The 16,727-nt window shown below is 44.6% G+C and carries 12 protein-coding genes; 3 read left to right on the top strand and 9 right to left on the bottom strand.

Annotation, left to right across the window (positions count from 1 at the left end; translation table 11 throughout):
- Positions 1-9 precede the first annotated feature (9 nt).
- Entirely contained in the window at positions 10-915 is a 906-nt protein-coding gene (locus ACL9RM_RS08740; protein ID WP_165178883.1) for a DMT family transporter, read from the bottom strand.
- Positions 916-1,072: 157 nt separating this feature from the next.
- Between ACL9RM_RS08740 and ACL9RM_RS08735 the strand changes: the two genes are divergently transcribed.
- On the top strand, positions 1,073-1,966 hold the full coding sequence (locus tag ACL9RM_RS08735; RefSeq protein ID WP_165178882.1) for an AraC family transcriptional regulator: 894 nt from the start codon (positions 1,073-1,075) through the stop codon (positions 1,964-1,966).
- Between the two features lie 325 nt (positions 1,967-2,291).
- On the top strand, positions 2,292-4,262 hold the full coding sequence (locus tag ACL9RM_RS08730; RefSeq protein ID WP_414126278.1) for a glycosyl hydrolase: 1,971 nt from the start codon (positions 2,292-2,294) through the stop codon (positions 4,260-4,262).
- 317 nt (positions 4,263-4,579) lie between these two features.
- On the opposite strand, the gene ACL9RM_RS08725 is transcribed toward ACL9RM_RS08730, so the two are convergent.
- The 6 genes from ACL9RM_RS08725 to ACL9RM_RS08700 form a co-directional block, all read right to left on the bottom strand.
- Complete coding sequence (locus ACL9RM_RS08725; protein WP_254326958.1) at positions 4,580-6,259, bottom strand: ABC transporter substrate-binding protein; 1,680 nt, start codon at positions 6,257-6,259, stop codon at positions 4,580-4,582.
- 38 nt (positions 6,260-6,297) lie between these two features.
- Positions 6,298-7,236, bottom strand: a complete 939-nt coding sequence (locus ACL9RM_RS08720) for a carbohydrate ABC transporter permease (RefSeq protein WP_165178879.1) — start codon at positions 7,234-7,236, stop codon at positions 6,298-6,300.
- 14 nt (positions 7,237-7,250) lie between these two features.
- Positions 7,251-8,207: an ABC transporter permease gene (locus ACL9RM_RS08715; RefSeq protein ID WP_061829979.1), complete on the bottom strand. Its 957-nt coding sequence runs from the start codon at positions 8,205-8,207 to the stop codon at positions 7,251-7,253.
- 88 nt (positions 8,208-8,295) lie between these two features.
- Positions 8,296-9,846 carry a response regulator transcription factor gene (locus tag ACL9RM_RS08710; protein WP_061829980.1) on the bottom strand — a complete coding sequence of 517 codons (1,551 nt, stop codon included), beginning with the start codon at positions 9,844-9,846 and terminating at the stop codon, positions 8,296-8,298.
- A complete protein-coding gene (locus ACL9RM_RS08705) occupies positions 9,843-11,624 on the bottom strand; it encodes a cache domain-containing sensor histidine kinase (protein WP_250267349.1) in 1,782 nt (593 codons plus the stop codon). Before ACL9RM_RS08705 ends, ACL9RM_RS08710 begins: the two co-directional genes overlap by 4 nt.
- A gap of 119 nt (positions 11,625-11,743) precedes the next feature.
- On the bottom strand, positions 11,744-13,927 hold the full coding sequence (locus ACL9RM_RS08700) for an alpha-galactosidase (protein WP_250267348.1): 2,184 nt from the start codon (positions 13,925-13,927) through the stop codon (positions 11,744-11,746).
- A 238-nt stretch (positions 13,928-14,165) separates the two neighbouring features.
- Between ACL9RM_RS08700 and ACL9RM_RS08695 the strand changes: the two genes are divergently transcribed.
- Positions 14,166-15,005, top strand: coding sequence for an AraC family transcriptional regulator (locus ACL9RM_RS08695; protein WP_250267347.1), 840 nt, complete (start codon positions 14,166-14,168; stop codon positions 15,003-15,005).
- A 44-nt stretch (positions 15,006-15,049) separates the two neighbouring features.
- On the opposite strand, the gene ACL9RM_RS08690 is transcribed toward ACL9RM_RS08695, so the two are convergent.
- On the bottom strand, positions 15,050-15,931 hold the full coding sequence (locus ACL9RM_RS08690; RefSeq protein ID WP_250267346.1) for a MetQ/NlpA family ABC transporter substrate-binding protein: 882 nt from the start codon (positions 15,929-15,931) through the stop codon (positions 15,050-15,052).
- Between the two features lie 25 nt (positions 15,932-15,956).
- Positions 15,957-16,727, bottom strand: coding sequence for an SDR family NAD(P)-dependent oxidoreductase (locus ACL9RM_RS08685; protein WP_250267345.1), 771 nt, complete (start codon positions 16,725-16,727; stop codon positions 15,957-15,959).

Raw genomic sequence — 16,727 nt, 5'->3', positions numbered from 1 at the left:
ATTTCAAATTTAATATTTTGCAACCGTAGTATACTTTAAAGATTTTGCCCAAAAATACATCCCCATACCGAATAAAGTCATGATTCCACCTATGAATTGAAATGCAGAGATTATTTCTCCCAAGAATAAGTAAGCGAGAATTATGGCAAGAACAGGCTCTCCAATAATACCAACTGAGACCGTAGTTGCACCCATTGATTTCAACAACAGATTAAAAATATATTGTCCAAAAATAGTTGGGATTACTGCAAGTAACAAGAAATACATCCAATCCGACGAGCCATATTCGATCAAGGCATAATGATTCAACAAATTGTAGACCAGCATGACACTGCCACCAATAAAAAAAACAATAACACTATATACATTTGCATTTATTTTGTGACTTACTTTCTGTCCTGCCAACATATATGCTGAAACCAAAATTGTTCCTACTAAAGATAATCCATCTCCGATTAATGCCTCTCTCGAAATCCCAATGTCTCCCCAAGCTATAATGATTGAACCGACAAGAGCGGCGATCAAACAAAGAATGGTTAATATATTTGCTCGTTCTCTGAACATAATGTATGAACCCATCATTACAAATAAAGGCTGCAAGGATAAGATGACCATGGAGCTCGCAACTGAGGTATATACTAAAGATTCCATCCAGAATAAGAAATGCAACCCGAGAAAAAGACCAGCTATGAAAACAGTACTCCAATCTTTTTTGTTCATTTCTAAGGAACGGAACATTTTCCAAGGTACAAAAGGAAGCATTATGAGTACTGACATATACAATCTGTACATCCCAGCCACAGAGGTTGGAGTATCTGAGGATTTTATCATGATGGATGAGATAGAAACAGACAGTATGCTGATTAAAAGCAAAATATACGGATGAAACGGTAACGACGATTGATTTATTTTCACATGTACGCCTCCAAGATGTCTTATCCAATCGCCTGTGCACAGGATTGTAATGATAAGCCGAAGATCTGGTATAATAATATCATCACTTTTGTTTTATTTGTGTAACTATATCTTTAATTTATATAGAAATATCGTCATCAGAAAGGACCTCTCTAAAATGGAAAAACAATTGCATGAGACCATTCTATATCCTGATATTTCATTTCCATACATCATGTACACCCATACTATTCATGCAAGTAATCCTCAAGGTAGAGGATTCAACGATTTACATTGGCATGAGGAACTACAAATCACTTTGGTTACCAAAGGAAAGCTAGTGATACAAGTTAACGGGATTGATCATGAATTAGAAACGGGTCAGGCCATTTTAATTAATAAGGGTGTCCTTCACGTTACTACACACCTTACACATAACGGTCAATATGTCAGTTTTAATTTCCCTGAGAAGCTGCTGGCCTTTTATGCAGATAGTGCGATGGAAAAAAATTATGTACTTCCTTATACAAACTCTCTCTTATTGTCATTCGTAATCAAAGGAGATGTTGAATGGCAAATTCAAATACTGCAAATGCTTTGGGATATGAAACAGAAATTTGATATGAAAAAAAAATGGGGCTGGGAATACGAGGTTTCCATCAAAACGGCACAATTATGGTTAGTCTTAATATCTAATATTTCTCTGTCTTCTGAGGAAGCACCTAAATACATGAAACTGCAACAGGAAAGACTTCAATTGATGCTCAGCTTTATCCATCAAAACTATTCAGACAATATAACACTGCAAGAAATTGCTGAAGTAGCACATTTAAGTATTTCGGAATGCACTCGTAGTTTTAAGAGAACTATTCATATGACACCTTACGACTACTTAATTAAGTACCGTATCAAGAAAAGCAGCGAGTTATTAATTTCAACAGATTCTACAATAACTGAAATAGCCCACAGAGTGGGGTTCAATCATGTAAATCACTTCATTCAGTCTTTTAAGAAACATCATAAAAAAACACCTAAAGAATTCCGTAAATTTAGAAATGAATTCATCAATTAAGGAAGAATTCGTTCAGCAAATTTCGCCCAGACAAATTCAGAAGATATGAAGTTTGTTTACCATCGGAGTTAAAAATCCATAATTTAAGGATGATTTCTTCCGAAATTCATAGTATGGTTCCTGCCTCGCCTCTAATTTATGATGAAATTAAAGCGAGGTGATGAACTAAAAAATTTAAAAGGAAATATTGAAAACGCATACAAATAAAGATGCGATTATGGAAGCAGTTGTTTATTATTTAATTTTTTTATTTTTGAAAACGGTTTCTTAAATCTGCGCCGCAGGACAATTAGGGTGGTAACATCTAATTCAAGGAGTGAGTCATATGCCAGATCCGTGGAAAAGAAGATTTTTCCGTATTCTTAGTTTTGTTCTCTTATCTTTTTTGTTGGTATCTCTCGATTTAATTCCAAGCTTAGCAAAAGCAGAATCAACTAACTTGGTCACCCATGTTGAAGACGAAACGACGATGGGTGCAAGTCAAGATTTATCCACTAATGGCAAATCTCCTTCTACAGTTGTCAGCTCCAAAGATGCAATTATTCAAGGTTACGGCGTAGAAAAACGGGATACTCCCTATACAGGCGATACACTTTATAAAGGCGACGGCTATGTATCCTTCTTTTATGATTATGACCCAAATTCGGGCAAGTCTGACGGGACGGCTACGTTTAAAGTGAATGTGCCGACAGCAGGTCTATATAAGCTGAGCCTCGGTTACTATATTCCGGCGGACACCGGCTCCAAGGATACCAGCTTCGAGGTCAATGGTACAATGGCTGAAAGCATAACGCTGGTTCCCCCTCCGGGAGGTGCGGTTGTAAACGAGAAGTTGGTAAGCAAGATCATGTTGAATGCCGGTACAAACGAGGTTACTTTTTCAAGAGGCTGGGGATATTACGGGATCGAATACGTGAAGGTTGAATTCGCCAGTTTGCCTGCTACAAACAGCAAAATTGAAGCCGAAGACGGAGTCATTACTGGTGAGGTCAGCACCGAAACCGCCAGCACAGGCTATTCTGGTACCGGTTACGCAGCCTTTAAAGGCACAGGGTCGTTAACCCTTGCCTATAATGCAGCTTCAAGTGGCCTTTACAATCTTGCGATCGGTTACAGTAATCCTAATAGTGACAAAAAGACCCATATGGTGGTCAACGGTCAGGCAAGCGAAATATCCCTTCCGACAACTGCAAGCTATACCGAGGTATCCGGCGGTAAAATCATGCTGAATTCGGGAAACAACACAATACAGTTCAATGTCGACTTGGGCCAGTATCATATCGACTACATCAAGCTGTCAGCAGTGCTCCCCCCGAAACTGCATCAGATTGGGAAAAAGCCGGTAAACCCGAATGCGACTGTGGAAACCAAGGCACTCATGGGTTATCTCGTGGATGTTTACGGGGACAAAATTCTTTCCGGTCAGCACACTCTTGAGGATGCCCAGTGGATTAAAGACCAGACTGGAAAGTATCCTGCGATGTTGTCAACGGACATGATGGATTACTCCCCCTCTCGCGTCGAGCATGGTGCCACCTCAACTGAGGTGGACAAGGCGATCCAATGGGCCAAAGAAGGTGGAATTGTCACGTTTGTATGGCACTGGAATGCCCCTAAGGGTCTACATGACATTCCAGGCAAAGAATGGTACCGCGGATTTTACACCGAGGCGACTACATTCGACGTTCAATATGCGCTTAATCATCCCGAGTCGGAAGAATATCAGCTAATCCTGCGGGACATTGATGCCATTGCCGCTCAGTTGAAACGCTTCCAAGACGCTCACGTTCCGGTGCTGTGGAGACCACTGCACGAGGCGGAAGGCAAATGGTTTTGGTGGGGCGCCCAAGGGCCAGACTCCGCCAAGCAGCTGTACCGTATCATGTACGACCGTCTAACACACTACCATCACCTGAACAATCTGATCTGGGTATGGAACTCCGAGAGCCCCGAATGGTATCCGGGGGACGATGTCGTCGATATTGTAAGTGTGGATATCTACAACCCGGCGGCTAATTATAACCCAAGTATCGGCAAGTACGACAGCTTGGTAAATCTCGTGCAAGGCAAGAAACTGGTTGGTCTGTCCGAAAACGGCCCGATTGGCGATCCCGAATTGCTTCAAGCATATTCAGCGCATTGGCTCTTTTTCACCACATGGACGGGCGATTTCGTCCGCAACGGACAATATAACTCCCTGGATCATCTCATAAAAGTGTTCAACAGCGATTACGTGATCACGAGGGATGAGCTTCCTCAAGACCTATTTACTTCCTCCAAGAATGAAGCGGAGTAAGGCGCTCTTACGGGGCTCACCGTACCACGGAAGGTAGCAGATACTTCGGACGATGGGTATGTGGCTGGATTCTGATAACAACGTCGACAAATTGGTAATTACTTTGAACGTGCCTGTAATTTTACCGTCCCACCCAGCACCATGAAGTAACGCATAAGCCTGCCCCTAACCAACAGCGGCCACCTCAGAAAATAACCGAGGCGGCCGCTGTTGGTTTGTAACTTGAACAATATAGTCTATGATAAACCATTATAAAAAAGGGCCGTCTTCTCTCCGGCAGGAAAGTCGAAACGGCCCCGTTCTTTTTGCAAAACGAATTAGTTAGTAGACCATAGCTTAATCCGGTTTTGAATATGTTTGGTAAAGGATTGTTCCATTTCTTGTACTCCGGCTTTCTCCAGCTCTGCCATATAGGCATCCCAAACCTTATCGAAGTTTTCCGGCTTGGTCATGACAGCTTCCGGAATTCGTTTCCATGTAATATCCTTCATCTTGGCTCCGAGAATAACAGCCGGATCGTCATTGGGTAGAGACATCGTGTAGGCTGCTCCGTATGCTCTCGGTTGGAATTCTTCTTCTTTTGGGAATAGATCTTTCCAATGATCAATCTTATAGGCCTTTAGGACTTCCTTCTCCGACTTGTTATAAGTTGCTGTCAGCATCTCCGGATAACTACGAGTAAAGTAGTTGCCGGTGGAGTCCTTTATGCCATCACCATAATGGACCGACAAGTTCCAATATAGACCGATTCCAGATTCTTTTTGGAAAGCTGCATTGTCATTGTTCATCCGTTCCAGCACAGCCGGAATAATCGTCCGTTTGCCGTCTTTAACCGTGTAATGCTTTCCTTCAATCCCCCAATTATTCAGGATTTGCCCCTCTTCCGATGCCAGAAAGTCGAGAAACTGGATAGCGCGTACCGGGTCCTTGCACTTGCTAGAGATCGAGATTCCATATCCCCCATCAAAGCCAGGAAGCCAAAAGTTGGTGTCCTTATATTCCTTGCTCATGGTGACTGGATAATGACCGTATGTTTGGTCGAATTTGCCCTCCGCTTTTAGCGCATTTTGCCCGTCGCCATAGTCCCATTCTGGATCGGCCAAGCCCAGTACGCGGCCTGAAGCCACCTTCGCCTTAAACTGATCGGTCTTCTGCACGAAGCTTTCCGGATCAAGCAATCCAATGGAGTTCATGTGATTCAACCAGCGGAAATATTCCTTTTCTTCCGGTCGGCGGAAATGATAAGTGGCTTGGTGTGTTTTTTGATCAATGTAGTATTCGCCGTCGTCTGGTCCCCCGGTCGTTTGAAATCCTGAGTTTGTTACCTGGTACATATGCCAATCGTCGGCATTAAGGGACAATCCGATATTTTTATTGCCATTTTCGTCCGTCGGATGCTTGGTGATATAGCCCTTAATGACTTTTTCAAAATCCTGTACCGTACGAATGTCCGGATATCCCGCTTCCTTGACGACACGATGCTGGAGTTTAAACCCTACGTCGGGTTTAATTTTTTTCTCCTCGACAGCGGACCAGGTCGGAATCACATAGATCGATGGGTCGTCCAAACTGTACTTTGTCCGAACAAGCTTGTCTCCCAGCATTTTTTTGATGTTCGGTGCGTGCTTGTCGATCAAATCCGTCAGATCAATGATTGCACCAGCATCGACAAGTTTGCCGACATCCGCCTTAGCAGCGATCAAATCAGGATAGTTTCCTGTGGCTGCAATCAACGAAATCTTTTGGACCGGGTCTCCGACAGCGAATTCAGCATCTAGAGTTACTCCGGTTTTTTCAGCGATGACCTTACCGACTTCATCCTTCATGCTATTCCAATTTGTGCTGGAGTCTTCCGAAAAATAAGTAAGTGTGATGTCTCCTGTTGTTACGGCCTTGGTAGCCTCAGACGGATTATTACCGCTGCACCCTGCAAGGGTCGCGACTAAAGTCAGTGACATTACGAAAGATACGACCACTCTATTTTTTCTTGGCTTCATGGAGCGAAACCTCCCATTATAATGAATGTTTGCTTCGTTTAGCTCTTTACCGCTCCGAGCGTCATACCCTTAACAAAATATTTTTGTAAAAAAGGATAGACGATAAGAATCGGCACTGTAACAATGATGGTGATTGCCATTTTGACGGATTCCGGTGAAACCTGTGCCATACGCTCGGCCATATTGGCAGCGTCCTGGGAATTGGTTGCGCTTGTTGTCGTACTTTGCAGAATTTTCATCAATTCATATTGCAGGGTCGTCAACGATTCGTTGGACCCATTAAACAGGTAAGTATCGAACCAAGAGTTCCATTGCCCAACTGCCAAGAAGAGCGCTACGGTCGCTAATGCCGGTTTGCAAAGAGGAAGAATAACGCGCCAGTAGATCGTGAAATCGTTGGCACCATCCAGCTTGGCTGATTCCTGTAACGCATAAGGCAGACCATCAATGAAGGAACGAATAATGAAGACATTAAACGCACTTACAAGACCTGGCAAAATATAGACGGCAAATGTATCAATTAAATGCAATTCCTTCATCAGGATAAAACCTGGAATCAACCCTCCAGAAACATACATGGTGACGGCCAGAAAGATGGAGATGAACCTTCTAGCTTGAAAATCACTTCGTGCAAGCGTATAGGCAAGCATCGAGCCGCTGACCAAGCCCGCTACGGTGCCAATGACGGTTCGCAGAAAGGAGATCTTGAATCCAGTGATTAACCCCTCATAGGTGAAAATCAAGTCGTAATTCTTCAACGTAAATTGCCTTGGCCAGATGGTGATCCCACCTCTAATGGTGTCTACCGAATCGTTAAAAGAGATAGCTAGCACATTTAAGAACGGGTAGATCGTCAGAACGGTGACCACAATCATGAAAACATAAACAACTATCCCCAGGATTCGGTCTTGTGGTGATTTCGCCTGAAGCTTGTTGTTTAATCCGCCGACCGGCGTAGTGCTTTTGACAGCCTCCATGTCCATTCTCCTCCTTACATAATGCTCTCGTTGGTATAGCGCTTAAAGATTCCATTAGCCGCAAACAATAGGATCAGGCTTATCACCGAATTAAAAATATTAATGGCCGTTCCGAAAGAGTAACGTCCCATCGCCAGACCATAATTAAGCGCATACAAATCAAGTACTTCAGAGTAATCAATGACCAGGTGATTGCCCAGCAGAAATTGTTTCTCGAATCCTGTACCGAGCAGATGACCAATAGACATAATCAGGAGAATGATAATAGTCGGCCGGATCCCCGGCAGCGTGATATGCCACATTTGCTGTAATCGGCTAGCGCCGTCCACCCGCGCAGCCTCGTATAATTCAGGACCAATACCGGCGATGGCAGCCAGATAAATAATGGCGTTCCACCCCGTTTCCTTCCAGATGTCTCCGAAAGTTACAACCCACCAAAATAATTTACCTTGGGCCATAAACTGGACTGGCTGATCGATGATGCCTAGACCCATGAGCATATCGTTTACGACACCGCCATCCGCTGAAAGCATTTTGGTGACAATGCCTGCAGCAACCACCCATGAAACAAAGTGCGGCAGATAAGATACGGTCTGAACAAATCGTTTTACCACTTGTATGCGGACCTCGTTGAGCAATAGAGCAAAGACAACGGGTACAATAAAGCCAGCGACCAGTCCCATAAGGCTCATAGCCAGCGTGTTCCGCAATACTTGGTAGAAATGATCATCTTGGAACAATGTACGAAAATGCTCCAAGCCCACCCACTTCTGTTCAAAAAAACTCAAACCAGGTCTGTATTTCTGAAATGCCATTGTCCAGCCCCATAGCGGCAAATACTGAAAGATAAAGACCCAGATAACAAACGGAATGGACATATAGTAAAGATACCTCTGGCTTTTAAATACCTTCCAAGCATTCCGCTTCGTTTTTTTGTATACGTTTTCCGAATTTGCTGTTACCGCTTTCATTTTTTTTCATCCCCTCTCTTAAAACCAATCATAAAACAGAGGAGAGTCAGAACCCATACAACGGATTTCGGAAAAAATCATCCACAAATTATGGATTTCTATATTCCGACGGTGAACGGCCTTCGTATCTTTTGAATTTGCTGTAAAAGTAGTTGACGCTTGTATAGCCGACGCTTTCGGCGACTTCGTATACTTTCATTCCCTGACCCAGCAGCTCCTTGGCCTTTTGAATACGGACTCGGTCCAGATAGGTATTAAAGTACTCCCCCGTCTTGTTCTTGAAAAGCTGACCCAAATAGGCGGTACTATAGTTTAGTAGTCCGGCTAACGCTTCCAGCCTCAGGTTGTCTGCATAATGCTTGTGAATGAAGTCGATCATTTTTTTGAATTCCAGCTCCTTTCCACGGTGTTCAGAGTCTTGCGCCAATGTTAGCAGGAAACGGTGGGTCTCTTCCAAAAGATCATATAGATGATCATGCTGGTATATCCCATTTAAAAAACGGGAAACTTCCTCCGTCTCTTTCAACTCGATACAGAAACCCGCGGTCAGCTTATGAATGATTGCATTGGACAGAAAAAAGAAGGACTCTTTGATCGACTTCTCATCTTGCCCCTGTTTGAGTAAAAATGCAGCCGCCTCGTTCAATAATGGCAGTATTGCGGTTTGGTTTCCTACCTCCAGACTGTAATACAGGCGGAAGATGAATTCCTCCATCGTTTCCTCAGCTTTATCAGCAGACAATCGGGGAGAATCCAGCGAAGAAGAAAAGAAAGGATACGGACCTAGCAGTCGGTTCTTCTCGCTAAAAAAGGATTGTTTTACCGCTTCCTGGGCCTTTAAAAAAGATTTACAAATATCTTCAGGAGCAGATACTACCCCTCCGGTTGCAGCGGCGAACCGGACATTATCCGCAACATTACGAATCTCATTGTGCAGAATTTCACGCCGTTCTCTTCCGCGCAGCGGCGCGTTGAGCAACAGGACTGTATACGGGGGGATTACTGTGACAAGTCCCATCATCTGCCCCTCTATCTTTGCCTTCAATCCATTCGAAAGCTGGTATGCGACATCAGAACGGTCCACTTCAGAAACACGCGGGTAGACGACCACGACTTCGTAGTTGCTCCACAACAAATCTGCTTCTTTTGCCTTACTTCTCAACTTGGCCGGATCTTCAGTTCTCTCTTGAGAGACAAGCAAGCTATGCAGGTATAAATCTCGATTTATAACCTCTCTCTTACGCCACTCCCCTTGAAGACGCTCCTCTTCGATCCGCTCGCGTATCCGTTTTAAACTGGACGACATTTCATCAATGTCGACCGGTTTAACGAGATAGCCGAACACCCCGTATTTGATCGCTTGTTTGGCATACTCAAAGTCGGCATATCCACTGAGGATCATAAAGTGCAAATGATGACCGTCGGTTGTCAAGCGCTCAATCAACTGTAAACCATCCATAACCGGCATGCGGATATCGACGATTACAACATCAGGAGCTTTTTCCTCGATGACTCCCAGTGCTTCCTTTCCATTGGCTGCCGTAGCTGTAACGATAAATCCGAGGCTTTCCCATGGGATCAGCGTTTGAAGCCCTTGACGAAGCTTCGGCTCATCGTCAACGATGACTACCTTAATCATTTGGATTCACCCCCAGGTATAAAAAACTGAATACAAGTGCCTTTCCCAGGCTCGCTCTCAATATGTAAAGCACTAGAGGTCCCATACAGTAAGACGAGACGATCATTTACGTTTCGTAGTCCAATTCGCTGGACCTCCTGTTCATGTACGGATGCAGCAAGCTCTGCTTGTACTAGGGCGAGACGATCGGCCGTGAAACCAGCGCCGTTGTCACATACCATAACTCGAACCCCCTCCGGGATTTCCTTAACTTTCACTTCAATGACAGCTCCTTCTGCTTGATTATCCAGACCGTGTACAATAGAATTTTCCACCAATGGTTGGATAATCAGAGGTGGAACCAACATTTCCTCCAAATTTGGATCAACGGTTAAGCGATACTCCAAACGGTCTTCATACCGAAACTTTTGAAGATCGAGATAACAGCACACTTGTTCAAGCTCTTTACGCAGTGGAATCTTGTCGTTACCAGCCTCCAGACTGCTGCGCAACAACGCGCTCAACTGCCAGACTGCTTTAGCGATATCGTCCTGTTGGCGAATGTGGGCCTCCATTCTGATAGACTCCAAAGAATTGAAGAGAAAATGCGGATTGATCTGGCTTGCCAGCATTTTGAACTTGATCTCGTTTTGTCTTTGCTCCACGAGTCTTTTCTGGCGATTCGTCTCTTGGACCTCCTGGACCAAATGGTTTACGCTGCTGACGAGCGCGTTAAATTCCCTCGATAATAGACCCACTTCATCTTTCCCATCGATATGGAGATAGGTTTCCCATGAGCCCGCCCCTACTTGGGTCATATGCTTGCTCAAGCGAAGAAGCCTTCTGGATAATAGCGAAGCAGAAGCATAGATAAGCAAGGCTGCAAATATCAGGCTGGCTGTGATCGCGATTCCGCCGAGCCATATCACTTGATTAGCATCTCGGGTAATCTCAGAAACAGAAAAAATGGAAATAATGCGAAGTCCATTCCAGCTATTCTGTGGAGCTAGATTGGCGATAACCACCTTCGACGCTTTTCCATCGATGAGCATGTTGTAACTTCCTTCCTGATGGAAAAGTATATTTTCGTCGGCATGAATTTCAGAAAGATTCTTCCCGAACAACTCTGCTTCATTGGACGCGACAATCTGATTCCGGTTATCCACGATCAAGGTAGGGAACGATTCCTGATTCAGGATTGAATTTAATTGGCGCTTGTTAACATTTATGACCAGAACCCCTTTTCGTCCTGGTGAATCCACTGAAAATGATCGAATCAGGCTGAGATAATCGGCATCGTCCCTCTCATCCTTGATTAAATTCCAGCCGGCCAATCCTTTCTGCGCGATGGCCTCCTTGTACCAATCTGCGGTTGTGATCCTATCATCCGGTTGGATAAATTCCCAATTATTAAGTGCTCCAGGATTAGAGACATAGACACGGATGCCGGATATCTCTTTGTACAACTGGAGGTAGTCACGAATACCTGTATACTCCCGGTATGCCTGAATGACTTCGATATAGCTGTCATACTTCTGGCTGGCTACCATTTTCATCCGATTGTCATTGGTCAGCCGGTACGAGATGTCCAGCGGCACTTTGATCAATTCTTCTGTACGATTTCGGACCCGCTCGACATTGTTGGACACTTGCATAAAGGCGTCTTTAATAACGGCCTCTCGAAGCTTCCCCGTCAGAAACAGGCCACACAACAGCAAGGGAAGAACAGCTACCGAAATGAATGTAAGCGTCATCTTCTTTCTCAGTTTCATGTCATTCATCATTCGTATAAAAAACATGGTTTGCCCCTCCCCAATCAGTACGCTGATGCGCGCAAAATGCCCCTTTTCATATAAAAAGGGGCATAACTCCATCGATTGTTTTCTCTCTTTCGGCAATTATACTGTTGTACTGATCCTTAAGCCTTACCAGGCTTTATTGCCCGAAGCCTGAACCATCCACTTTCATAGTCTTTCTGTCTGTAGAGAAGAGGGAAGCCCAACTTCATAAGCCGATCCCCCCCATGGATAGACTTTTGCCCGCTATTTCCTGACTTAACTTCATATTCGAGCTCTGGATTTAGTCCGTCAAGGCGCAGGGCTCGCCAAGGCGCGTTCGGGACAGCCATCACTTGGAAATAGTAGACGATGGCATCCTCTTGGTCTTCAGAAACAAACATCCAAGCCGATTCGTTATCTTCAAACGGGTTCTTTAAGCGATACAAGTCACCTTTCTGTACTAAGCCACGTATCTGCTTGTATACTGCGATTTGGCGTTTGACCGTCTCTTTTTCCTCATCGGTGAATTTCGTGAGATCAAGCTCATATCCAAAATTCCCGGACATGGCGACATCACCTCGAAAATCAAGGGGCGTTATGCGTCCAACTTGATGGTTCGGAACTGCCGACACATGCGCTCCGATGGCGCTTACAGGATAGACAAGGCTAGTTCCATATTGAATCTTCAGACGTTCCACCGCATCGGTATTATCACTAGTCCATACTTGAGGCATGTAGTAAAGCATGCCTGGGTCAAAACGTCCTCCGCCACTTGAACAGCTCTCGAAAAGAATATGCGGAAATTCGGTGGTGACGCGCTCCAGCAGCTCATACAATCCAAGAACATAGCGATGGGCAGTCTCAGATTGGCGCTCCGGCGGCAGAGCTGCGGAACCGATTTCCGTCAGGCAGCGATTCATATCCCATTTCACGTAAGAAACTGGGGCGCTGGAGAAAATGGCAGCCAGCGAATCGTAGATGTAATCGCGTACTTCCTTGCGAGTATAGTCCAGCACCAACTGCCATCTGGCTTCACTGCGTCGCCGTCCTGGAACGTGAAGGCACCAATCTGGATGCTTCCGGTACAACTCACTGTCTGGGGAGATCATCTCTGGCTCAAACCAGAGCCCAAATTTAAGCCCCAATTGATTGATGCGTTTCGCGACATCGGCAAGTCCGTCTGGCAGCTTCCGACGATCCTCGTACCAATCACCGAGAGACGAATTGTCAGAATCCCGTTTTCCGAACCAACCATCATCCAAGACAAAAAGTTCGATGCCTAGCTCTGCCCCCTCTTTCGCTATCGATACCAGCTTATCTGCATTGAAGTCAAAATAGGTAGCTTCCCAGTTATTGACCAGAATAGGGCGTTCTTCATCCCGATATTTCCCTCGGCAAAGACGAGTCCGATACAAGCGATGATATGTACGCGACATTTCTCCCAGCCCTTGACCAGAGTAAACCATAACGGCTTCTGGCGTTTGGAAGCTCTCATCTGGGCTCAGTAACCACGAAAAATCAAAGGAGTTCACGCCGATGCTAAACCGTGTAGAGCCGAATGAATCTATTTCTGCTCCCGCCTCAAAGCCCCCGCTGTACACGAGGCTAAAGCCGAATACCTCACCATAGCTTTCCGTTGTTCCCCGAGTGACCAATGCAGCAAAAGGGTTGAGTTGATGGCTGCTCATGCCCCTTTTACTATCAATTCGGGTTTCACCTTGAAGAATCGGTTTGCGGGTAATATTCCCCTCCCGAGCCCATGCTCCCGAAAGATACATGAACTCTAAATCGCTTTTACCTGAAAAATCGACACTGGCACTTAGAGCACGGAGAAGCCGAAGATTCTTGGCTCCCGCATTACTCAAACGAGCCGAACGAGCGATTACGTTTCGATCCGTGAAGACGGTATAAAGAAGAACAACTTTAAGGCCTGAAAAGTCATCTTGTAACTCCAGTTCCAGCGTATCCGCTTCGTCTTCATTTTCGGTATATACGGCCGGAAGCCCGGTTAATGATGGCTTTCCCTTAGTGATCCGGTAGCCAATATACTTTAACTCCGTGATACGAGTTCCATCCTCAAGCTCTACTTGATACGCCGGGTTACGGAAGTCCCCGCTCCCATACTGCGGATATTCTTGCGGTAGCCGATCCAATCCAGCCGTCGCGGGAGTGTGAAGCAATAGGTCAGACATGGGTTCGCGGTGCTTCAACCTGTCTCCCCAGTATACATGGACAGGAAATCCATCCACAATCTGAATAATATAACTCATGCCCGACGACTGCAAATGAAACAGCCCTGTTTGCTCTTGAACAATGATACCCATTGGGAAAATAACCCCTCTCTTAGATAATAATCATCGGAGTTCCACACCAAAAAGACACTCAGAAGAAGCATTTTGTAACAGCCATCAACTATGTTCATATGGTGTAAAGCTTGATAAGATTCAACAATATAGCAGTAGGTTCTACAGAAATCATATATTAATTTTAGATATGAAGTACATGGCATGGTGCTCACTATTTATGTTATAATGCTTGATAATTTACATAAGGAGATTTAGCGTGATAGAATATTTGCCGCGTAGTAAACTGCATTCTGAATTGTATCTAACTCAGTTTGGCATAGAGGAATGCATACCGAGTCACTTTTTTGGACCTGCGATAAGAGATCACTATCTGCTTCATTATATTTTGGACGGAGAAGGTACCTTCGAGGTCGGTGGGTTCAGTTATCGCTTGCGGAAAGGACAGTGGTTTCTAATCTGCCCCCAGGTCATTACTTATTATCAAGCCGATGTAGTGAATCCTTGGTCTTATTGCTGGTTTGGATTTGACGGGGCACTGGCAGAAACACTCCTCAAGCAAGCAGGTCTAACGATGACGCGTCCAATCCTCAACTTTGAAGGAGACCATTTGATTTATCAGTATTTGCAGCTAATGAACGAATCAAGTGAATGCCATAAAGCTCGGGAAACCAGACTGACCGGTCTGCTTTGCTTAATGATATCGGAGCTTATAGAATTCGGTCCGGTAACACCTCCCGAACAAAAGGAAAGCCGGTCGGAAATTTACGTGGAAAAAGTGAAGGATTTTATCGAAATGAATTATGCTCAGAAAATTACCATTGAGCACATTGCAAATTTTATCGGACTCAATCGAAGCTATTTATGTTCGTTATTCAAACAACAAGTGAACACAAGTATTCAGGATTATTTGGTTCGCTATAGGATCAACAAAGCATGTGAAATGATGGGAAACGCTGAACTTTCGATCGGTGACATTTCCCGTTCAGTCGGCTATAACGACCCTTTACTCTTCTCGAAAATTTTTAAAAAGGTAAAGGGACTCTCCCCCAAACATTATCGAACCGAAACCCATACTCAAACTCAAGTCGAATACTAACGAACAAAAGAGGTCAACCCAAAAAACTGGCTGACCTCATAAGTTTATTTTGTAGTTTGTCCTTCCAAATAAGAAACCGGCTCTTTAACCTCTACTTTGGTGCCGCCAAATTCATCTTTAATGTATTTTTGAGTATCCTCGTTATGATAGAGATCCGCTAACTTTTGCAGCCCTTTGTCATTCGCCTTATCAGATGAAGTAACCAGGACGTTGATATTATTTTTGGTTGCCTGACTTATCTCCTCATGGAACAAGGAATCTTTCAGTACATTCAGACCCCCTTCTAAAGCAATCGTATTTCCAATCAGCACCAAGCCTACATCTTGAATCACACGTGGTCCTGTTTTATCATCAATTAGTTCAAATTTCAGGTTTTTAGGATTGCTAGTAATATCATTGACTGTACCCAAAGCATCATTAAAGTCATCCTTAAGCTTAATCAAACCGGATGCTTCCAATAACTTTAAACCTCTTGCCGTATTGGCTGGGTTATCTGCCAAAGCTACCAGAGCCCCGTCGGTCACTTCATCGATGCTTTTGAATTTTTGCGAATAAATCCCCATGGGCTCCAGGTAGGTTGTGGCTATAGCCTTCAAATCAGCTTTGCTCTCTTTGTTATAGCTAACCAGGTACGCCCACGATTGGAATGCATTCACGTCTACTTCGCCTTCTTTGGTCGCATTGTTCGTTTCGATTCCGCCGTTAATTTCTTTCACTTCAATGTCCAGCTTGGCATCCTTGGCGGCCTGGGACTGGGCAATATGCTTCCAGATCTGGGCATCAGAGCCCATGGAGCCGATGACTACTTTTTGCGTTTCCGAACCGGAAGCGGCGCTGGAGCCATTGCTGTCTGAACTTTTATTACCGCATCCTGCAGCAACCAATAATAAACTAATCCCTAATAGTAAAACGAACGATTTCTTCATGTTGTTTTCCCCCAGATCATGTATGCTAGTGCATCGTCATTCCACCTGTAACATTAATCGCTTGTCCTGTCATATATGCAGAGAGCGGACTGGCCAGAAACAGCACCACATTGGCGACATCCTCCACCTCGGCTGTTCTCCCCAAAGGTACCTGTGAACAATCTTCTTCGTATATTTCTTGAGCGGTCATTCCTCGAATGATGCCCCCTTCAATCCGTTCACGATGCTTCATCGGCGTTTCTACAATGCCTGGACAAACCGCATTCACCAAAATTTGATGCGGAGCAAGCTCAATGGCCATCACCTTGGTCAAGCCGAGAACCGCATGTTTGGATGCACAATATCCGCCCATGGCCCGATATCCATTTTTTCCAGCCTGCGAAGCAATTTGGATGATTCGTCCTGGTTTGGGCGCATCCACCATTTCCTTGGCAAACCGTTTGGACGCTACATACAGCCCAGTTGAATTGATCGAAAATACTTTCTCCCAATCAGCTAACTCACTATCAATGACATAATCCATCGTAGAAGTACCTGCGCAGTTCACCAATATGTCAGGAACTCCCGTTTCGCTGATTAGTAGATCGCACCATCTTTCGATATCATCCGGTTTGGATATGTCCAATTGCGTTTCAACCAACTGTGGATTGACCACTCTATACGGCTCTTCATAAGAAATATCAGCAGAAATCACTTTAGCTCCGCTTTGAATGAAAAGCTCTACAATTCCCTTGCCTATGCCTGACTTGCCACCTGTCACTACCGCTGTCTGATGAGATAGGTCAATCGAAATCAT

This window comes from Paenibacillus sp. S29 (assembly GCF_049319765.1).
Classification (GTDB): Bacteria; Bacillota; Bacilli; order Paenibacillales; family Paenibacillaceae; genus Paenibacillus; species Paenibacillus polymyxa_B.
The sequence above is the reverse complement of the archived record's forward strand: the minus strand, read 5'-3'. Positions and strand labels throughout refer to the sequence as shown.